Raw genomic sequence first — 20522 nt, 5'->3', positions numbered from 1 at the left:
TTCATAAACAATCATGGCATAATGAAAAAGTAGAGAAGATGCAAGTGAAAGCGAGGGATAATCCGTGATCTATACATGCACGATGAATCCGGCAATTGATCTGTTTACTGAGTTTAACAGTTTCGAACCTCATGTAGTTAATCGAAGTGTTTTCGAAGATTACCAGGCAAACGGGAAAACGATCAATATATCATTTATGCTGAAAAAAATGGGGATTGACAGTGTAGCTACCGGATTCTTAGGTGGGTTTACAGGTACGTATATTGATGATGAACTGAATCGGACCGGTATTGTGACCGACTTCGTCATAATCGATGGTATCACACGCATTAATACGTTTATAAAAGCAGGTGCCGCGGAATATAAAGCGGTGAATCGCGGACCGGCGATCAGTTTGGCCGCGCAAGCGCAATTGATTGATAAAATCAGTAAGCTTACCGGCAAGGATATGCTGTTCGTGTCAGGCAGTTTACCGAGAGGCGTCGATGATTCGATTTTGAAAAGAATTTCTCAATTGTCAGCACAAAAAGGATTTCAATTGATTCTTGACGTCAGCTCGAATGCGCTACTGAGTTGCCTTGAAGATCATCCCTACCTAATCAAGCCGAGTGATGAGGAGTTGGCGGCATGGCTGGGTGTAAAGCCTGACTCTTTTAATAGTGAAGCGCAGCTGATTGAAGCGGCAGAAAAGTTACTGAAAAAAGGGGCACAGCGAATCTTGGTTTCTCGAGGGGAGAAGGGCACGATGTACGCAGATGGTGAGAGAGTACTGTTCACCACAGCACCTAAGGGCGAAGTAGTCAATACAGCCTGCGCCGGTGACACACTGCTCGGTACTTTTGTTGGTTCCAGGCTCAAAAACAAAAGCCTGGAAGACGCACTGGTTTATGCGACGGCAGCGGGATCCTCAACGGCGTTTACCGCAGGACTCAGCGATTTAACTGATGTTCCGGAATTAATGAAACAAATTAAACTTACGACACATTTGAAGGGGGCAAGAGAATCATGACAAAAATTATTGCGGCAACAGGTTGTCCGACAGGAATTGCGCATACGTTTATGGCTAAGAAAGCGCTTGAAGATGCGGCAAAGGCAAAAGGTATTGAGATAAAAGTGGAAACGCATGGACAAGCGGGTATTGAAAACGGCTTGACACCAAAGGAAATTGCAGAAGCGGACGGCGTGATTATCGCCGCTGATAAGGATGTTGACGAAGATCGCTTTGCGGGTAAACGTGTGATCAAGGTTTCGGTAACGAAAGGAATTAAAGAACCGGAAAAATTAATTGATGAAATTGTAAACGGTTCCGTACCTCTGTTCAAAAGCGGACAGACTCCGAGCGGAAGCGGTGCGACCGTAAGTGTTGATAAAGAATCGGTTGCACACAAACTGTATGTTTACTTGATGAACGGCGTTTCTCACATGCTTCCCGTAGTTGTTGCCGGTGGTGTGCTGCTCGCCATTTCCTTCATGTTCGGAATCAATTCGGCAGATCCGAAAAGCAATGAATACAATGTTTTCGCAGCCAATCTGAACGCGATCGGCAAGGTAGGGCTGGGATTAATGGTACCGATTCTGTCGGCATACATCGCTCAAGCGATCGGAAAACGCTCAGGTCTCGTGATTGGATTTATCACCGGTATGATCGCGTTCACAAATGGAACCGGTTTCCTTGGCGGTATTGTCAGTGGGTTTTTATCCGGATATCTGATCCTTCTGCTTGAATACGGCTTGAAAAGACTGCCGAAACAACTAGATGGTCTGAAATCAATTTTTCTGCTTCCGGTGCTGGGCGGTCTCATTGGTGGATACGCAATGATTTTACTGTCTTCGCCAATGACAGCAATAAATGAAGGTATGATGCAATTTCTAAGCAATATGCAGAATCAAAGTCCTCTTGTGCTCGGATTGATTGTCGGTATCATGTGCGCGTTTGATATGGGCGGTCCGGTAAACAAGGCAGCCTATGTAACTGGGGTCGCACTGCTTGGTCAAGGGAACTTCTATTTCATGGCCGGCGTCTCTGCCGCATGCATCGCGCCACCGATTGCGACTGGTTTTGCAGTTCTGTTTGCCGGTAAGTATTTTCAAAAAGAAGAACGTAACGCCGGCTATGTCAACTTTCTGCTTGGCTCCACACATATTACTGAAGGCGCGATTCCATTTGCGGCGAAGAGTCCGTTTACTGTCATCCCATCATTGATGGTCGGTTCGTCGATCGCTGCGATTCTAACCTATTATATGAAGGTTCAGGTACCGGCACCTCACGGAGGATTTATCGTGCTGCCGATTGTAACCCATCCGCTGCTCTGGGTCTTGGCCATTCTTGCAGGAGCTTTAGTGTCGGGTTACTTAATCGCTATTGATCAGAAACATCGCTTTAACAAAAATTTGAAAGCAACGGAAGCAGATAATGCTGCTCAGGCAGCTGCAGAAAGCAATGAAGCTGCTCCGACACTTGCTCAAGAGACACTCTTGAGCAAAGAGAACATCTATTTTGAAAAAGGTGTCCAAACGAAAGATGAGTTGTTCCGATTTATTGCTGAAAAAATGCAGATTAAAGGGAATGTGAGCGACCAAGAACGATTAGTCAAGGCTTTTCAATATCGGGAAAAGCAGAGCTCAACCGGCATGGAAGACGGTTTTGCGATTCCACATGCTCAGTCTGAGACCATTAAAAAGGCGGCGATGCTGGCAGTAAAACTTGAAACTCCGATCACCGACTGGCCAACGTTTGATCAGAAACCGGTAACCTTTGTGATTGCCTTCTTAATCCCACCGAAAGGCAGTGAAGCACACCTGCACTATTTGTCGGATACTGCTCAGAAATTGGTTGATAAACGTATAGTCCATGAGCTGAATACAGCGACAAATGCAGACCAAATCTATGCATTGCTTCATTGAAGAATTGTTTCTTAAAAAACCATCCGACGCCGGATGGTTTTTTTTAGCAAGACTCACCATATTTTGCAATCACGTCCTACTTAAAACATGTAGGAGGTGATCAAGATGGCAACCAGTACAATCACAGAATCGGTCTTTGTGATGAATCTGAATGGCGGCTTAGATGAAAAAGGCGAGCAGATTCTGCTCACCAAATCATTCAGAAACATTAAGCCAGCTGCTTCAGAGAATAGCTTGCTCGCAATCGCACAGAAATTAGCGCCGCTGCAGCAGCACCCGCTCATTTCAGTTGAGCGTAACGACACAGCCGAAATAATCGGCTGATCCTTTACAAATAAATCGAAAGGAGGAGCTAAGGAATGAAGAAACTGAATCTTGTTTTTTTAAATACTGAGGGCAAAAGTGTGACACTCTCATTGAATGATCCGGTTGAACCGGCGGATCCAGTTGCGATTAAGGACGCGATGAATACACTTATCGCAGAGAACGTGTTCCGATCATTGGGCGGTGATCTAACAAGCGTTAAATCGGCACGCATCTCGGAAAACAACACGACGCCAGTTGAACTAGACGTATAATGAGATCATATGAGGCCGAAGAGAATGTCGAACACGTTCTCTTTGGCCTTTATTAATGATCAGAAAGGAGGATGCTTCTATGGAGGTGTGGTTATCCATGGTTAAGGATGTTGGTTTTCCGGCTGTCGTCACCTTTTTTCTCTTGCATCGAATTGAAGGCAAGCTTGATGAGCTGATTCAGTCGGTACGTTTGCTTCCGGTCGACCAGGAGGCCGGCCAGCCGGACGAACGGATGAAAAGACAAATCTGAATGAAAGGCGGCACAACGTTCGTTTGAACGGTTTATGCCGCCTTTTACTATTATTCCTGCATTGATGCTCAGCCGTGATCGAATACCACGTGCATCGGTTTGAACCAGTTTTGTCACACAAGGGTTGGCAAAACTGGTTTTAGTTTGTGTTGTTTTTGTGAACGGGGGATCACTATAATAGAAATGTAGCAGAGATATAGAAAATGTAAGCGCTTAATAAACAATAATAAACAAACCGTTTTTTTAAGTAGCTTCAATTAGTAAGACCTTAAAAGGAGGAGAAAATAATGTCCGCAGGCTCTGGTGTTAAAGTTAAGGTTCAAAAGTTTGGAAACTTCCTAAGTTCAATGATTCTGCCGAATATTGGTGCTTTTATTGCTTGGGGGTTGATTACAGCACTTTTTATTCCAACAGGTTGGTTGCCGAATAAAGAATTAGCGACAATGGTTGACCCGCTTGTAAAATATTTGCTGCCGATTTTGATTGGTTACTCCGGCGGTAAACTGGTATTTGGTCATCGCGGGGGTGTCGTTGGTGCTATTGCAACTGCCGGCGTCATTGTTGGGACCGATATTCCAATGTTTCTCGGTGCGATGATTATGGGCCCGCTTGGCGGCTATGTCATTAAAAAGTTTGACAAATCGATTGAAGGCAAAATCAAGACCGGTTTTGAAATGCTTGTTGATAACTTCTCTGCAGGTATTCTCGGAGCAATTCTTGCAATTGTGGCATTCTTTGGTATCGGACCGGTTGTTGATGTGGTCAGCAACGGACTTGCTTCTGGTGTCGAATGGCTCGTGCATGCCGGTTTGCTTCCGCTTGCCAGTTTGTTTATTGAGCCAGGCAAAGTATTATTCTTAAACAATGCAATTAATCACGGTGTACTGACCCCAATTGCAGTTGAACAGGCACGTCAGTACGGTAAATCTGTTCTCTTTTTCCTTGAAGCGAACCCTGGACCAGGCATGGGCGTTCTTCTCGCTTATTGTTTCTTTGGAAAGGGCAATGCGAAAAAGTCGGCACCGGGTGCTGCAATCATTCATTTCTTCGGCGGCATCCATGAAATCTATTTTCCTTACATTTTAATGAAACCGCTTTTACTGTTGGCGACCATTGCAGGTGGGATGAGTGGTATCTTCACCTTGGTTACATTGAAAGGCGGTTTAGTCGGACCGGCATCTCCCGGCAGCTTTCTCGCAATGTTGGCCGTAACTCCGAAATCGTTTAGCAGTTTTGCAGCAAACATTGCGGATGTGCTTGTCTCATTAATCGTTTCATTTGTGATTTCGATGCTGATCTTAAAAACAGATAAATCAGGGAATGATGATCTTGATGAAGCAACACGGAAAATGGAAAGCATGAAAGGAAAGAAGAGCAGCGTTTCCGGTGTATTGACTAATAGTGAAGGATTTGATCCGAAAGCTGTGAAGAAAATCGTTTTTGCATGCGATGCCGGCATGGGATCAAGTGCTATGGGTGCGTCTCTGCTGAAGAAAAAAGTAAAGGCAGCAGGGCTGGATATTTACGTGACCAACACGGCAGTCAGCTCCATACCAAGCGATGCGCAAATCGTGGTGACTCAATCCGAATTGACACAAAGAGCACGAGACAAGGCACCGAACGCATTCCATATTTCTGTCGACAACTTCCTAAGCAGCCCTGAATACGATCTTTTGATCAATCAGTTGAGCAAAGGAGAAAAGATTGAATCGGCGGCACCGGAAGAAGCGGAAACACAGCCATTTGTTGATGGAAAGATTCTTCGAAAAGAAAATGTGTTCATCCAGCAATCCTTTAAGACCAAAGAAGAGGTTATCCGTTTTGCAGGTCAAAAGCTGGTGGAAGGCGGCTATGTGAAACCGTCGTATGTCGAAGGTATGATTGCCCGTGATCAGTTGATGTCAACATATATGGGCAATGGCATTGCCATTCCGCACGGCACTGAAGAAGTGAAGAAGGAAGTGCTGGAATCAGGAATTGTGATTGTTCAAATCCCGGATAGTGTTAATTTTGAAGGAAACAAGGTTCGGCTCGTTTTCGCAATCGCAGGTAAGAATAACAGCCATCTGGAAATTCTTTCAAAAATTGCTGTTGCCTGCTCGGATGTAATCAATGTCGGCGAGATGATACGTGCACAATCGGTCGATGATCTGCTAACGATCATAAATAAAGCAGCAGCGCAAAACGAGTAAGTGCTTTCACAAGAAATCGCCTGATCGTTATGCTATGTTAGAAGAAAAAGGCGGATAAATCGAATGTACATGACCACACGGGAAAAAACCATACTTGAGTTGCTGATTAAGACGAGCGGCAGGCACTCAACGTTGTCGATGGCGTCCTATCTCCAGGTCAGCATGCGAACGGTTCACCGCGACCTAAAAAATGTTGAGAAACTGCTTAAACCATTTGGTCTGCAATTGATTCAAAACGCAGATAAGACCCTGCAAATTCAAGGACCGGATAAATCCGTATTCAAACTGGTTCAAGAGCTTTCAAAAATAAAGCCAGTAGATTTGTCAGCCAAGGAGCGCAAACTTTTGCTCTTCCTGAAATTATTTGAGGCCGATGAACCCATGAAAACTGGACCGCTGGCAAAGGAACTGGATATCTCGTCAACAACTTTAAGCGGGTATCTGGATGAACTGTCCGCATGGACTGAGGACTTTGAGATGCATGTCGTTCGCAAACGCGGCGTCGGCTTGCAAATGATCGGCACGGAACGCGCCAAACGCACAGCGCTCGCTCATTTTTACCTGTTCTACTTTAATGAAGAATTAATCGAAGCGATTTTTCAAATTAACCATCAGCAGCTAAAGCCAGGAGTGCATGTCCTGCATTATTTCAAGTCCGATTACCTGTCGACGGTCGATCAAGCGATGAAGCATGATCTTGGGAAGCTTTATACGGAATTGGCGGACAGTGACTATGTCAGCTTTCTCATTCAGGTGTGCATTGCACTGCAGCGTTTTGAAAGCGGGCATCCGCTTGAAGAGGGAACGGGTGGTGATGAGAAGCAAAACAGTCATGAAAAGGAAGCGCTACCTTTTATTAAGAAGATTTCGGGACTCCTGTCCGATCAATTAGGCATCGTACTTACGGACTCGGAAAAGGCGTTCATGGCAACACTGCTCAAAGGATCACGGTTGCAAAGTGCCGAATCCATATACTTTGATCAGGTCATCACGGGCAAAGCAATTAAAAAATTGATCCAGCACATCTCACAGCAGTTGCAGGTCGATTTGAACAGTGATTTCTCTTTATTTCAAGGCTTGATGGCACATCTGGAGCCGTCACTGTTCCGGATTAGAAAAGATCTTGCCTCGTTTAATCCGTTGACGCAGCAAATTAAGGATCAGTTTCCTGTTCTGTTCAAGATTACTGAACAGGCTTTGAAACAGGTGTTTCAACAAATCCGGTTTCCTGATGACGAAGTTGCTTATATTGTGCTGCACTTCGGCTCCGCTCTGGAACAGCGAAAACAAATGCGAAAGATTCGTGCGTTGATCGTCTGTCCGACCGGTATCGGTGCATCGAAAATGCTGGCAGCAAGGTTAAGAAAGGAAATGCCGGACCTTTATTCGGTGACTGTAGCATCGATCCATGAAATGGGGCATATGGATTTAAATGCCTTTGATCTGATTTTATCTACCGTACATTTGCCGAAACAAAAAATACCGTGCCTGTTTGTAAACCCGCTGCTCAGTCAAGAAGATATTTCAGCGATCGAACAGGTCACGCATGATTTGGCAAAAAGCGGGACCGATGCGGAGCTGCTTCCGGAACGAATCGTTTCGAGCCCTGAGGTTGCCGGTCAACGTTCGCTACAGCAGTTGATGGATGAAGTGGATCAAGCACAGGCAGCAATTCGAGGCATTCTAAAAGCCTTCTCAGTAATTCAAGTGAACAAGGCGGAAAAGATGAACGATGTCTTAATCCAATTAATTGATACTTGCTTTGATCAAGCAATCATCGATGACCGTGAATCCGTCTATTGGCGGCTGATCGAACGTGAGCGTATGGCCGGACTTGCCGTTCCGGGAACGAATATGGCGCTGTTTCACTGCCGAGACAAGTCGGTACGGCACTTATGTTTTAAAATAGCACATTCAACTGAGCATTTTGAACTGGCAGCAATGGATGGTAAAACGTGTTCGGTCAGTAACATTTTGCTGATACTCGCGCCTGACCCCTTAAATCCGGTCGCTCAGGAAGCGATCAGTATGATCAGCTCCTCACTTGTCGAGGATCGCGAGAGTACACTAATTTTCGCATCAGCAAATGAAGAAATGATTCGTGCAAAATTAGAAACGATTTTTTATCGATTTTTCATTCATAAATTCTAATAAAAGGACTGAGGATCATGCAGGAAGTTGTACATTTTGGTGCAGGCAATATTGGAAGAGGGTTCATTGGCGCGCTATTCGCGGAGTCCGGCTACCATGTAAGTTTTGTCGATATCGCGGAAGAAATAATTAATGCCTTAAACGAAAAACAGACCTATACGGTGAGAACAGCGGCAGAGAATCAAGAAACGATCACCATTCATAATGTTTCCGGAATCAACAGTAAGACAAATCCGGACCAAGTGATCGAAGCAATCGGTAAAGCGGTTTATCTGACAACGGCGATCGGTCCAAAAGTGCTTCCATTCATTGCTCCGCTCATCGCCAAAGGGCTGGCTGAACGCGTAAAGCATACGGATGAAAAGATTTATGTGATCGCCTGCGAAAACCAGATCAATGCGACCGATCTGTTGAAAAAAGAAGTTCTGAAAGCACTTGATGAAGATACGTTGAAGAAGCTTGACGGAACCGTTTATTTCTTGAATTCAGCAGTCGACCGAATTGTGCCTATCCAGCATAATGAAGAATTGCTTGACGTGCTTGTCGAAGACTATCACGAATGGATTGTCGCAACGAATGAAAAGCTCCCGGAAGTAAAAGGAATGCAAATTGTTCCGGATCTTGCGCCGTACATTGAACGCAAACTGTTTACCGTAAATACGGGGCATGCGACGACCGCATATCTCGGCTATCAGGCAGGGAAAGAGAAGATTCATGAAGCACTGCGTGATTCCGACATCTATCAAGATGTGAAGGCAACGATTGAAGAAACCGGTGCTTATCTCATCAAGCAATATGGCTTTAAACCAGAAGTACATGAAAAATATATTGAAAAAATCCTGCATCGTTTCCAAAATCCGAAGCTGAATGACGATGTTACTCGTGTCGGACGTTCACCACTTCGTAAACTTGGACCGGAGGATCGGCTTGTAAAACCTGCTCGTGAAGCTGAAAAGCTTGGATTGTCCTTTACGCATCTTGCCAAAGTGATTGCGGCGGCACTTCGGTTCGATGTTGCCGAAGATGCGGAAGCAGCACAGCTGCAACAACAGTTAAAGGAAAAAGGAGTGGTTGCTGTTCTGCAAGAAGTGAGCGGACTTGGAGCCAACGATCCGATTGCGAAGGAAGCCGTAAGCTACTATGAGAACTTCAATTTGCTTAAAAAATAATTTTCTACACATATATTAAGATTAGCAGCACAGGCCAGGGCTATGGTCTGTGCTGCTTTTTTAGTGCGCCCGGCATGGGCAATAACTTGGCGGTGAAAGTCCGCTGTAGACCGTAGCGGTCGGAACTACTAGCCGAGGACAAGGGTGTCTCCCGTGAGGGAGAATCTGAAGGAAGTCTAAGGCAAAGTGCTGAACTGATGCACAAGAACCAGCTATAAGGCTGCGCGTCATGGATAAGGTTGCTAAACAAACCAAAGTCCGATACCGCTCAAAATGATGAGTAGTAGAGCTGGCAGTTACATGGCACGAAGGTTATTGCTCTTACCCGGGGAGATCTGCATCATACATTGCCGGCAAGAGGGATGCCATATCCCACAGCGACAAACGGTATAGTGATGTGCCGCTGAATGATGCAGAAGTCAGCCGAGGTCATAGTAGCTGTCTCTAGCAGCGAAGGACCGAACACTAACAATTCTCACTGATATTGGAGGTGGAAGCCGTGCGACAATCGCAGAAAACAGAACATCAAGCTGACCGCCGGAAGAGGGCAGGCATGGAAGGCCAAGAGTACTCCGGGGCGCGTAGTACGGTCTCCGGTGAAGGTGCAGCTGAGAATGGCACTTTAATGATGGAGCGTCTCCTGTCGCGAAAGAACCTAAATCAAGCTTACCTTCGGGTGAAGCGTAACAAGGGGGCGGCAGGAATAGACGGAATGACCGTAGAAGAAGTACTGCCTTATCTCAAAGAACACCGGGACGAATTAGTCGCATCCCTGCGGAATGGAACCTATAAACCAGCTCCAGTAAAACGTGTAGAAATACCCAAACCGGATGGCTCCAAGCGCAAACTTGGCATACCGACAGTCGTCGATCGGATTGTTCAACAGGCAGTGGCTCAAGTGATGATGCCCATGTTTGAAAGGGCGTTCTCAGATCACAGCTATGGCTTCAGACCGCATCGCAGTGCTCATGATGCGATCCACCAAGTGGTGGCACTCTACAATCGGGGCTATCACTACGTGGTGGACTTAGACCTGAAAGCCTACTTTGATACGGTCAACCACGATCTTCTCATGAAATTTATCAGCCAATATATTGATGATCCGCAACTCTTGCATCTGATCCGCAGATTTCTGACGAGCGGAGTGATGAACGGTCAGTTCTTTGAGGCAACGAACAAAGGAACACCGCAAGGTGGGAATCTGTCGCCCTTGCTGGCTAACGTCTATCTTAATGAACTGGATCAACTGCTCACCGCAAGAGGTCATGAGTTCGTGCGCTATGCGGATGACTGTAATATCTATGTCAGAAGCCGGCGTGCGGGATATCGAGTGCTTGCCAGTGTCACGAAGTTTCTGGAAAAAGATCTGAAATTGACGATCAATCGGCAAAAGACGCAGGTGGGTTCCCCACTGAAGTTTAACTTTCTGGGATTTTCCCTGGGTGTCTCCCGTAAGGGTGCCTATGCTCGCCCTAGCACGAAAACCAAGAAACGCATCAAAATGGCTCTGAAACAAATGACCAAACGCAACCGGGGACGCAGCCTTGAGGTCCTCTTCGGAGAAATTCGATTGAAGATGAGAGGCTGGCTGCACTACTACGGGATGGGGCAGATGAAGACCTTCATCCAGCGTCTCGATGAATGGCTCCGATCGAGAATTCGTCAATATATCTGGAAATCGTGGAAGAAAATTAAAACCCGTTATAAGAAACTCCGAAAATTAGGGTTGTCTGAAGCACAAGCGTTCACCTTCGCTAATACCCGTAAGGGTTACTGGCGGACAGTACACAGCAAGACGCTCTGCTACACCCTAACGAATGAAAAACTGGAGCATCTTGGATTGATTAACCTTTCCAAGACACTCCAGCGTATTCAAAGTGCTTAAAGTTATTGAACCGCCGTATACGGATCCGTACGTACGGTGGTGTGAGAGGTCGGCAGATGAACTGCCTCCTACTCGATCACAAAAGTATAAAGATTTAGAGAAATTTAATGTAAGTGGCTCGGCAATAAAGGAGCTTCGACTACCGGTGTTCACTTCCTATGAGGAACGTCGAAGCCAACACGTCCTGTGGAAGTACGTCCTGTGGCGAACCGGACCTAGGTCATCCGTGACCGTCGCGACGGCAGCTTCGTCTTCACCAGAGGCTTGGCGAAGCTAAGTTTTCTAACAGTAGAAGTGAAGAATAGGTCGTGACACCTTTCTGATTATACAAAACCTTAATTTGTCAATCTTGTGATTTTATGCTTCATTAGAAAGCTGATAAAAGCCTTTGCTGCAGGATGTATATAACGATCTTTGAGAAAGGCTAGATAGATGATTCGGGCAGGTATGTTATCCGCAATGTTAATAATTTTTAGGTTAAAGGAGGACAGGGCTTTAATCTTCGGAATGATTGCAATGCCGTAATTATTGGAAACAAGACCGGCCATCGCCAAGTCCTCTTCTACGACACAGGCAATTTTCGGATGGATCTGTAGTGATTGCATCGTTTGTTCGATGAGTGGGTATAGACCGCTCTCTTTACTGAAAAAGATATACGGATATGGCGTTGTCTGCTTCAGACTAACAGAATCCTGCTTTGCTAAAGGATGATTCTTTGCTGTGATTAAGACAAGCCCCTCTTGATAGACAGGAAAAAATGATAGTTCGGGAAGATCAGGCACGTAGGAGCAGATAGCCAGATCATAGGTTTCGTCGTAAATCTTGGGGATCACGTCATGAGTTGTCCCCTGATGAAAGTTAAAGGTTACATTTTGATAAGCCTCTTGGGAAGAAAACAGGCGAACCATTTTTGGAACAAAAGATGCCCCCATGGTGTAAATAAAAGCCAGCTCAATTGTCCCAGATTTCGGATCAATCATATTTTCAAGTGTTCGTCTTCCCTTCTCCAGTTCATTGAGTGAATTCTGTACATAAGGAAGAAATAAACGACCATATTTTGTTAAACGAATGTTGCGACCTTCTTTTTCAAAAAGGAGAACGTTAAGCTCGGATTCAAGTGTTTTGATCATGTGACTGAGCGTTGGTTGAGAAATGTCGAGAAGTTCAGCGGATTTGGTGTAGTGCTCGGTTTCGGCAAGATTGGCGAAATAATACAATTGTTTCAGATTCATAAACACACCTCCGAAAAATGCATAGATGGCATCTATAGATAAAACCGTATACCTTTATTGTATTTGATGTAAGCGCGTTCTACAATAAGATTGTGAAATAAATATCATTCTCTTTTGATTTAATACATGTGAAATAATTATCAATCATTTTTAACAATATGATATGGGGGTCATGTCACTATGGAAGACTATCCTTTACTTTTCAAACCATTAACAATTAAAAGAATGACGATTAAGAATCGAATTATCATGCCGCCAATGGGAACAAATTTTGCCAATCTCGATGGCAGTATGACAGAGGATCATCTTTCTTATTACACAGAACGAGCCAAAGGTGGTACAGGATTAATTATTTTAGAAAATGTTTGTTTGGATTATCCGATGGGCACAAATGGCACAACACAGCTCAGAATGGATAATGATCAGTTTATTCCCGGTTTATTTAAGTTTACGGAAACGATGCACGCTTATGGAACGTGTGTTTCCGTGCAAATGAATCATGCGGGTGCTTCAGCTTACCCTGGTCGGCTTCAGGGAAAACAGCCGGTATCAGCCTCCAATATTCCGTCAAAATCCGGTGGGGTGATTCCGCGCCCATTAACAAAGGGTGAAATAATGCTCATCGTTAAGAAATATGGAGAAACGGCACGACGCGCACAACGTGCAGGATTTGATTGTATCGAAATTCATGCCGGACACTCTTATCTTCTCAGCCAGTTCCTTTCACCTATTTATAACAAGCGGACGGATGAATTCGGCGGGTCACCGGAAAATAGAGCGCGATTCACGAGACTAGTGATCAATGAAGTGCGTCGCCAGGTGGGGGTCAACTTCCCAATCGCTTTGCGTTTTAGTGCGGAAGAATTTGTAGCGGGTGGTAATAAATTAGAGGATACTTTGCAGTTGTTGGACTATTTGACTGATGATGTTGATGTGCTGAATGTATCGGCGGCGTTGAACGACTCCATTCAGTATCAGATCGACGAAATGTCTCTTGAGGATGGCTGGCGGGCATACATGGCTGAGGCTGTGAAAAAGAAATTCAATAAACCAACAATCACATCGGGGAACATTCGTACGCCTAAAGTGGCAGAAAAAATTCTTGAAAGCGGAAAAGCAGATTTGATCGCGATCGGGAGAGGGCTTCTTGCCGAACCTTATTGGGTCAATAAAGTGCAACATGGGCAAGAAGAATTAATGAGAAAATGCATCTCGTGTAATATAGGCTGCGCGGATAATCGAATCGCACAATGCAAGCCGATTCGCTGTACAATTAATCCGGATTTGATTCATGGGGATTCATATAAGCGCTATCATGTGAGTCATCCCCTGCGCGTCATGGTCGTTGGTGGAGGAACGGCCGGATTGGAGGCGGCTTGTACGGCAGCTGAAGTCGGTTGTGATGTGCATCTGTTTGAGACGAAAAGCTATCTAGGCGGACTCGCACGAGAAATTTCAAGGCTTCCGGATAAAAAAAGAATTGAGGATTTTCCCAACTATTTGGAAAAAAGGGCGAAGTCGCTCACGAATCTGAAAGTTTCGTTGAACACGACGGTTCATTTTGATCGGATCGCCGCTGAAGCCCCGGATATCATCGTTACGGCAACAGGTGCGAAACCATTTTTACCGCCAATTCAGGGGCTTAAGGAGCAACTTGTCAGTTCGGAGCGTAAGGTCTTTTCCGTTTTTGATTTATTGTCCGATTTGAAGCGGTTCAGTAGTTTTAAAGGTAAGCAAATTGCGATTGTTGGCGGTGGCGCAGTTGGACTTGATGTGGCTGAATACTTTGCAAAACGCGGTGCCGGTTCGGTTACAATCATTGAAATGCTTCCTGTCTTAGGAAAAGATCTGGATCTGGTCACACGTGTGTCAATGATGGCGATGCTGGACAAGTATCAAGTCAATCAGTTAACTGAAACACCGTTAATAAAAGTGGAACGTGATCACTTTAATGTAAAGGTTGCAGGTGCTGAGAAACAGATTCCTTTCGATTTCGGATTCATTTGTTTAGGCATGCGTTCCTTTAATTCGCTGACGAATGAGCTGAATGATTATTGCCGAGAAAACAAAATTGAACTGGTTAACATTGGCGATAGCAAGGTGGCGCGGCGATTAATCAATGGCACCAAAGAGGCTAGAGATATCATCAAAACAATTAAAAAAGTCGATAGCATGAAAGCGGGTTTTTCTGCTGCATTATGAAAGCCGGAGTAAGTATTCTAGCTTTCGCGCAGTTGTATATAAAAATTTTAAGTGATGAAGGGAACGATTATCATGACAGAACGAATTACAGGACACACAGAACTCATTGGTTTGATTGCAACACCGATTCGGCACAGTCTGTCCCCGACTATGCACAATGAAGCTTTTGCGAAGCTGGGGTTGGACTATGTTTATCTTGCGTTTGAAGTAAATAATCAGGAATTACCTGATGTGATCAAAGGGTTTCGTGCTTTGAAACTGCGCGGTTGGAACGTATCAATGCCGAATAAAAGGTTGATCGGGAACTATTTGGATAAACTTACTCCGGCTGCCGAATTAGTTGGCGCGGTAAATACCGTAGTCAATGATCATGGTGTTTTAACAGGGGACATTACAGATGGAACAGGCTATATGCGTAATTTGAAAGAAAATGACATTGATATTATCGGTAAGAAAATTACGATTGTTGGTGCAGGCGGTGCAGCCACGGCCATTTGCGTGCAGGCGGCACTGGATGGAGTAAAAGAGATTTCAATTTTCAACCGCAAAGATGCGTTCTTTGAAAACGCAATGCACACAGTTGAGAAAATTAACTCAAGAACATCATGCAAGGCAACACTTTTTGACTTAGCCGATGAGGAGAAACTGAAAGCGGAAATCGCTGACAGCGTCCTGTTCGGTAATGCCACAGGTGTCGGTATGAAGCCGCTTGAAGATCAGAGCATTATTAATGATCCGAGTGTATTCCGTAAGGATCTGATTGTTACGGATGTAGTTTATAGCCCGAAAAAAACAAAAATGCTCAGCATGGCCGAGGCTCAAGGCTGCCGATTCTTTAACGGACTTGGCATGATGCTGTGGCAGGGCGCACGTGCATTTGAAATCTGGACGGGAAAACAGATGCCTGTGGATTATATACGCTCACTGCCATTCTTAGCAGAAGACGAAACAAAAAGCGCGGCACCTCAAAATAAGTAAACGGATATCGATAAGTATTCATTTGTGATTTTTATGTGAAAAAAATCACATTTAATCTATTTTAGAAATAAAATTCTGTATTTGGTCATTCTGTTCGGTACAAGATTTTAATAATGTCTCAGTTAGGAAATGCTGAATAATTTTTAACTTTGACAATGAGGAAGGAAGGTCAGCTATGAAGAACAAATATATGCCCACTGCGCTCGGATTGTATATCAATTACTTTATTCACGGGATGGGTGTCATTATCCTTGCACAAAATATGGATGCTCTCGCCGCACATTGGAACACAAATGTCGGCGGTGTCGCAATTGTTATTTCAGCTCTAGGGATCGGACGCTTGATCGTTCTGTTTGTTTCAGGTGTTCTTTCTGACAAATTCGGACGGAGACCGTTTGTGTATATGGGTTTGGCGACGTACATTGCCTTCTTTATCGGTATCTTGATCAGTCCGAATATTGGTATTGCCTATGTATTCGGCATTCTAGCCGGAATCGCTAATTCATTCCTTGATTGTGGCACTTACCCGGCACTCATGGAATCGTTTCCAAAAACAGCTTCAACGGCAAACATTGTTTTGAAAGCATTCATTTCTGGAGGACAGTTTTTGCTTCCATTGATCATCAGTTTTCTTGTAGCTTCTCATCTTTGGTACGGATGGTCATTCATTGTTGCAGCGGTCATCCTTGTCGCCAATGCCATTTACTTGATTAAACGGCCATTCCCGCCTATGACCGTCAACGAAGAATCCGAACAGTCGGGAGATCAAACATCAATCTTTATCAGCAAGCCGAAATTTTGGCTCGAAGGCACCTGCTTTTGTTTGTACGGTTATGTCTCTCAGGCAACTTTCTATTTGGTGAGCCAGTGGCTGACCAAGTATGGCAGCAGTGTCGCAGGTATGGGCGATGCATCTTCACGTGCGTTAATGAGCTATTATGCGATTGGCTCCATTGTCTGCGTTTTTGTGACTGCAGTTCTTGTACGCAAATTGCACACAATTTTTTTCTTGGTTGGCTACACATTCGTATCAATGGCTGCACTAGTGGTTCTATGTCTCTTTCCGAAACCGCTCGTTTGTGTACTATTCTCATTTGTGATTGGGTATTCAGCTGCAGGCGGTGTCATGCAACTCGCTCTTGTTTTGATGGCTGAAGTATTTCCACGTGGTAAAGGAACGATTACCGGAACATTTTATACGCTGGGCAGCATTGCGTCGTTTACTATTCCATTGATTACGGGTGTTCTGTCAAATACCAGTATTGCTAACATTATGGTATTTGATGCTTGGATCGCAGCTGCAGGTTTTGTGCTAGCTTTGATCATTGCGTATCGGTATCGTAAGGTAGTTCCGATGATGAGAAAAATGGAATCAAAAACAATATGAAAAGACCTGGTGCAATTAACTAGTGTTGACTTTGAGGGACGGGATGCAGATGAAACAAAAGAACAGGTACTTATTTTCAGCACTCTGCTGTTATTCGATTTATTTTGCCTTCGGCATGGCTTACATCATGCTGGCGCAGAATATGAGTTTTCTTCAAGCTAAATTTCATACGGATTCTGCAGGGATCAGCTTCCTTATTGCTACATTTGGTCTCGGCAGACTTTGCACTGTATTTATCGATGGACTTCTTGTTGACAAAATCGGGCGTAAGTGCATGATTGTGATCGGCTGTCTGTTCATGACTGTTTTTCTTTTCGGCATCCCGTTGGCGCCAAATTACTATGTAGCTCTATGTGTTGCTGTGTTCGGCGGACTATCTATCGCATGTCTCGATACGGGGACTTATCCATCACTGATGGAATTTTTCCCAAAATATTCTGGTTCATCAACAGTCATACTGAAAGCGATCATTTCTTGTGGATCGGCACTGCTTCCGGGGATCATTATCTTTCTGAACAATAATCAACTTTTTTATGGGTGGGCATTCTTTATTCCCGGTGCAATTTATATCATCGTTCTTTTATTGTTAAGCAGAGCGCCGTTTCCAAGTAAAAAGTCAAAAGCGGTGTCCGGAGAAGCACCACCGAATATACGCTTTACCGGAAAGCCAAAGTTCTGGCTTGAGGGTGCGGCATTTATTCTCATTGGATTTACAGCACCTGGTCTTTTATATATTATGGGGACATGGCTGCCGACTTATGGGCAGAAAGTGGTTGGCATGGATTTGGGAGACTCGTTAAAACTGGTCAGCTATTTCAATATTGGCGCGATTGTTTCAGTAATTTGTTTGGCATTGTTGCTGATGAAAGTTATCCGACCTGTGACGATTCTTGCTGTTTTTCCAATCTGTTCTTTTCTAGCGACTGTTCTGTTCATGTTCTCACGATCCGCATTTGTGGCGGGAACAGCTGCTTTCTTGATTGGCATTTTCACGGCAGGAGTCTTCCAACTGTGCATTGCTGTATTTTGCGAATTCTTCTGGAGCCGCAAAGGTACAGTTACAGGTACAATTGACACGGCTACTGGTATCGCGCAGACAACAATTCCCTTTGTGACAGGAATCATTATTCGCTATTCAGACATTCACGGAGTATTCGCTTTCTCATTATGTGTGAATACTTTAGGAATTCTACTTGGACTCTTTGTCAATTATCGCTATCGAAAATTAATTGCACGAACACCGGCTACTGAAACAACATCGTAAAAAAGCTCTATGGCGTAAATAAAGAAAGGTGAAAAAAATGAAGACAGTTAAAGTGAAAAATGTGGAATTGGGAATTGGTATTCCGAAAATAGCGATACCGATTGTCGGAAGAAATCTTGCGGAACTTCAGAAGGAAATTTTGCTGCTGAAGGAACTACCTGCCGATGTGATTGAGTGGCGCGTTGATTTTTTAGATGAGGTAGCCGACGTTGCAGCGGTTAAACGAGTTGCCTGTGAACTCAGAGATCTGTTGCCGGATAAACCGATTCTTTTTACGTGCCGGACGCTGAAAGAAGGCGGAGAAAAAGAAATTAGTTCAAATGACTATGCTGCGCTGAACCTTGAATTGATTCAGAGTGGATGGATTGATCTAGTGGATGTCGAACTTTTTATTGGAGAGGGTGTGGTGCGTCGTATTGTTACAGAGGCACATCACAATGGTGTCAAGGTGATCATGTCAAGTCATGAGTTCCATCAGACACCAAGCACGAAGACGATCATTGAACGGTTGTGCGAGATGCAGAATCGTGGGACTGATATTTCAAAAATAGCGGTCATGCCGCAATCAGCATTCGATGTTTTGACACTGCTCAAAGCAACGGAACAAATGAAAACTAAATTTGCCGATCGCCCGTTCATCACGATGTCAATGTCCGGAAAAGGTGTCATTAGTCGGTTAACCGGAGAACTCTTCGGTTCGGCTTTAACGTTTGGCTCGGCAGCAAAAGCTTCTGCTCCCGGTCAAATTAGGGCTGATCAATTGGCGAAATTGCTGTACTTCTTCCATGAACAAGCAGGAATATAATCACTATAAGAATGAGGTGTTTCAAAAGTCCGTCTTTGACTTTGAGACAAATTAAAAGAGAGATCGCGCAGTAAAATGGTACCTGTAGTTAGGACACTTGAAAAAGAGTGTTTTATCTACAGGTATTTTTTTATATACTTGAATTTCAAGCTTTGAGGAAAGAGGCCATCATGAGTAAACGAACATTTTCAACCAAAGAGATAAACAAGCTTAGAAATAATCCAAATGTACAACGTGTTAGCGAACGAGCAATTACCTATACCGATTCCTTTAAAAATAAATTCATCGATGAGTATCTGACTGGCAAACTTCCGAGACAAATTTTTATGGAGAACGGTTTCGACGCAGAGGTTATCGGAACGAAGAGAATTGAACAATCCGCTTATTGGTGGAAGAAATCCTACGATAATCATGGGTTAATCGGACTTACAGATTCACGGAAAACAGCTTCTGGAAGACCCCTAAAACGAGAACTGGCACCGTCCGAAATCATTGAAAGGCAGCAAGCAAGAATTAAGCTGCTCGAAGGGCAGGTGGAGCTATTAAAAAAATTAGAAGTGACAGAAAGGAGGCTGCTCAATGCAAGCAAAGGTTTAAATCCAAATAGAATATTTCAACTCATTTATGAAACTGTGGAACAAAATCATTTTAAGCGAATGACCAAGTATTTTTGTGACCTCTTGGAGGTCTCCCGATCTGGATACTATAGTTATCTAAGGGCCTCTACTCGTCGAGAAACAAGAGAACAATTAGACTTAGAAGCGAAGAAAATCATAGTAAAGGCATTTAATCATCGTGGATACAAGAAGGGATCACGTTCCATAAAAATGATCGTGGAGAATGACTTTAACCTGATCTTTAGTCGTAAAAAGATACAGAGAATTATGGGAAAGTACGGAATCGTTTGCCCTCATAGAAAGCCCAACCCTTATAAAAAGATGGCTAAAGCGACCAAGGAGCATTGGGTTGTTCCGAACAAATTGAACAGAGTGTTTAAGCAAGGAGTGCCGGGAAAAGTATTATTAACCGATATTAATTATCTGCCGTATAGCGGGAATTGTATGGCTTATTTATCGGCTATAAAAGATGCCTCCACGAATGAGCTCCTAGCATATCATGTTTCTGATCGGATCACCTTGGACATCGTAACCCAGACCATGCATAAATTAATCAATAATAAGAAAGTTACGCTACATCCAGAGGCCTTTATCCACTCGGATCAAGGCAGCCATTATACCAGCCCTAAATATCAAGAATTAGTAAAAAATCATGGCCTCGGCCAGTCCATGTCCCGACGAGGAAATTGTTGGGATAATGCCCCCCAAGAGTCTTTTTTTGGTCATTTAAAAGATGAAGTCGATTACCAATCATGTAAGACGCTCAAAGAACTAAAGGCGAAAATAAGTCATTATATGGTTTACTATAATAATTATCGCTATCAGTGGAATTTAAAAAAGATGACCCCTATTCAATATAGGAACCATCTTCTAGCTGCTTAATCTCTTTTTTATTGTGTCCTTGATAA

General features: G+C 44.1%; 16 protein-coding genes. 15 read left to right on the top strand and 1 reads right to left on the bottom strand.

Translation table 11 applies throughout. The features are described 5' to 3' along the window. Positions 1-64 precede the first annotated feature (64 nt). From pfkB to ltrA, 9 genes are all read left to right on the top strand, one after another. Positions 65-1009 carry a 1-phosphofructokinase gene (gene pfkB / locus AC1MBV_RS05000; RefSeq protein WP_480947693.1) on the top strand — a complete coding sequence of 315 codons (945 nt, stop codon included), beginning with the start codon at positions 65-67 and terminating at the stop codon, positions 1007-1009. Continuing rightward, complete coding sequence (locus AC1MBV_RS04995) at positions 1006-2904, top strand: fructose-specific PTS transporter subunit EIIC (protein ID WP_480947692.1); 1899 nt, start codon at positions 1006-1008, stop codon at positions 2902-2904. Before pfkB ends, AC1MBV_RS04995 begins: the two co-directional genes overlap by 4 nt. Positions 2905-3009: 105 nt before the next feature. After that, a complete protein-coding gene (locus AC1MBV_RS04990; RefSeq protein WP_255747621.1) occupies positions 3010-3228 on the top strand; it encodes a DUF1659 domain-containing protein in 219 nt (72 codons plus the stop codon). Positions 3229-3263: 35 nt separating this feature from the next. Beyond that, entirely contained in the window at positions 3264-3482 is a 219-nt protein-coding gene (locus AC1MBV_RS04985) for a DUF2922 domain-containing protein (RefSeq protein WP_255747619.1), read from the top strand. A gap of 79 nt (positions 3483-3561) precedes the next feature. Further along, positions 3562-3732 (top strand): YvrJ family protein, encoded by a 171-nt coding sequence (locus AC1MBV_RS04980; RefSeq protein WP_480947689.1) that lies wholly within the window; start codon positions 3562-3564, stop codon positions 3730-3732. A 287-nt stretch (positions 3733-4019) separates the two neighbouring features. Continuing rightward, entirely contained in the window at positions 4020-5924 is a 1905-nt protein-coding gene (locus AC1MBV_RS04975; protein ID WP_255747615.1) for a PTS mannitol transporter subunit IICBA, read from the top strand. A 69-nt stretch (positions 5925-5993) separates the two neighbouring features. Continuing rightward, positions 5994-8075, top strand: a complete 2082-nt coding sequence (locus AC1MBV_RS04970; protein WP_480947687.1) for a BglG family transcription antiterminator — start codon at positions 5994-5996, stop codon at positions 8073-8075. 17 nt (positions 8076-8092) lie between these two features. Next, entirely contained in the window at positions 8093-9244 is a 1152-nt protein-coding gene (locus tag AC1MBV_RS04965; protein ID WP_480947685.1) for a mannitol-1-phosphate 5-dehydrogenase, read from the top strand. Between the two features lie 499 nt (positions 9245-9743). Beyond that, positions 9744-11129, top strand: a complete 1386-nt coding sequence (ltrA, locus tag AC1MBV_RS04960; protein WP_480947684.1) for a group II intron reverse transcriptase/maturase — start codon at positions 9744-9746, stop codon at positions 11127-11129. A gap of 335 nt (positions 11130-11464) precedes the next feature. On the opposite strand, the gene AC1MBV_RS04955 is transcribed toward ltrA, so the two are convergent. Then, positions 11465-12361 carry a LysR family transcriptional regulator gene (locus tag AC1MBV_RS04955; RefSeq protein ID WP_480947683.1) on the bottom strand — a complete coding sequence of 299 codons (897 nt, stop codon included), beginning with the start codon at positions 12359-12361 and terminating at the stop codon, positions 11465-11467. Positions 12362-12541: 180 nt separating this feature from the next. Between AC1MBV_RS04955 and AC1MBV_RS04950 the strand changes: the two genes are divergently transcribed. The 6 genes from AC1MBV_RS04950 (at position 12542) to AC1MBV_RS04925 (ending at position 20496) form a co-directional block, all read left to right on the top strand. Beyond that, on the top strand, positions 12542-14563 hold the full coding sequence (locus tag AC1MBV_RS04950; RefSeq protein ID WP_480947682.1) for an oxidoreductase: 2022 nt from the start codon (positions 12542-12544) through the stop codon (positions 14561-14563). A gap of 72 nt (positions 14564-14635) precedes the next feature. Next, positions 14636-15541, top strand: a complete 906-nt coding sequence (locus AC1MBV_RS04945) for a shikimate dehydrogenase (protein WP_480947681.1) — start codon at positions 14636-14638, stop codon at positions 15539-15541. Positions 15542-15716: 175 nt separating this feature from the next. Then, the gene (locus AC1MBV_RS04940; RefSeq protein WP_480947680.1) at positions 15717-16928 is read left to right on the top strand and encodes an MFS transporter; all 1212 of its coding nucleotides are present in this window, start codon (positions 15717-15719) and stop codon (positions 16926-16928) included. 43 nt (positions 16929-16971) lie between these two features. After that, positions 16972-18192, top strand: a complete 1221-nt coding sequence (locus AC1MBV_RS04935) for an MFS transporter (protein WP_480947679.1) — start codon at positions 16972-16974, stop codon at positions 18190-18192. Positions 18193-18229: 37 nt separating this feature from the next. Further along, on the top strand, positions 18230-18997 hold the full coding sequence (gene aroD / locus AC1MBV_RS04930) for a type I 3-dehydroquinate dehydratase (RefSeq protein WP_480947678.1): 768 nt from the start codon (positions 18230-18232) through the stop codon (positions 18995-18997). Between the two features lie 170 nt (positions 18998-19167). After that, positions 19168-20496, top strand: coding sequence for an IS3 family transposase (locus AC1MBV_RS04925; protein ID WP_480947677.1), 1329 nt, complete (start codon positions 19168-19170; stop codon positions 20494-20496). Positions 20497-20522 lie beyond the last annotated feature (26 nt).

Source organism: Sporolactobacillus sp. PKPK-6 (assembly GCF_056678885.1).
This window is presented reverse-complemented; position numbering and strand designations above follow the sequence as displayed.

Excerpts from the sequence above, each read along its gene's own strand:
- AC1MBV_RS04995 (WP_480947692.1), top strand. The coding sequence starts at position 1,006 with ATGACAAAAATTATTGCGGCAACAGGTTGTCCGACAGGAATTGCGCAT.
- AC1MBV_RS04990 (WP_255747621.1), top strand. The coding sequence starts at position 3,010 with ATGGCAACCAGTACAATCACAGAATCGGTCTTTGTGATGAATCTGAAT.
- AC1MBV_RS04985 (WP_255747619.1), top strand. The coding sequence starts at position 3,264 with ATGAAGAAACTGAATCTTGTTTTTTTAAATACTGAGGGCAAAAGTGTG.
- AC1MBV_RS04980 (WP_480947689.1), top strand. The coding sequence starts at position 3,562 with ATGGAGGTGTGGTTATCCATGGTTAAGGATGTTGGTTTTCCGGCTGTC.
- AC1MBV_RS04975 (WP_255747615.1), top strand. The coding sequence starts at position 4,020 with ATGTCCGCAGGCTCTGGTGTTAAAGTTAAGGTTCAAAAGTTTGGAAAC.
- AC1MBV_RS04970 (WP_480947687.1), top strand. The coding sequence starts at position 5,994 with ATGACCACACGGGAAAAAACCATACTTGAGTTGCTGATTAAGACGAGC.
- AC1MBV_RS04965 (WP_480947685.1), top strand. The coding sequence starts at position 8,093 with ATGCAGGAAGTTGTACATTTTGGTGCAGGCAATATTGGAAGAGGGTTC.
- AC1MBV_RS04955 (WP_480947683.1), bottom strand. The coding sequence starts at position 12,361 with ATGAATCTGAAACAATTGTATTATTTCGCCAATCTTGCCGAAACCGAG.
- AC1MBV_RS04950 (WP_480947682.1), top strand. The coding sequence starts at position 12,542 with ATGGAAGACTATCCTTTACTTTTCAAACCATTAACAATTAAAAGAATG.
- AC1MBV_RS04945 (WP_480947681.1), top strand. The coding sequence starts at position 14,636 with ATGACAGAACGAATTACAGGACACACAGAACTCATTGGTTTGATTGCA.
- AC1MBV_RS04940 (WP_480947680.1), top strand. The coding sequence starts at position 15,717 with ATGAAGAACAAATATATGCCCACTGCGCTCGGATTGTATATCAATTAC.
- AC1MBV_RS04935 (WP_480947679.1), top strand. The coding sequence starts at position 16,972 with ATGCAGATGAAACAAAAGAACAGGTACTTATTTTCAGCACTCTGCTGT.
- aroD (WP_480947678.1), top strand. The coding sequence starts at position 18,230 with ATGAAGACAGTTAAAGTGAAAAATGTGGAATTGGGAATTGGTATTCCG.
- AC1MBV_RS04925 (WP_480947677.1), top strand. The coding sequence starts at position 19,168 with ATGAGTAAACGAACATTTTCAACCAAAGAGATAAACAAGCTTAGAAAT.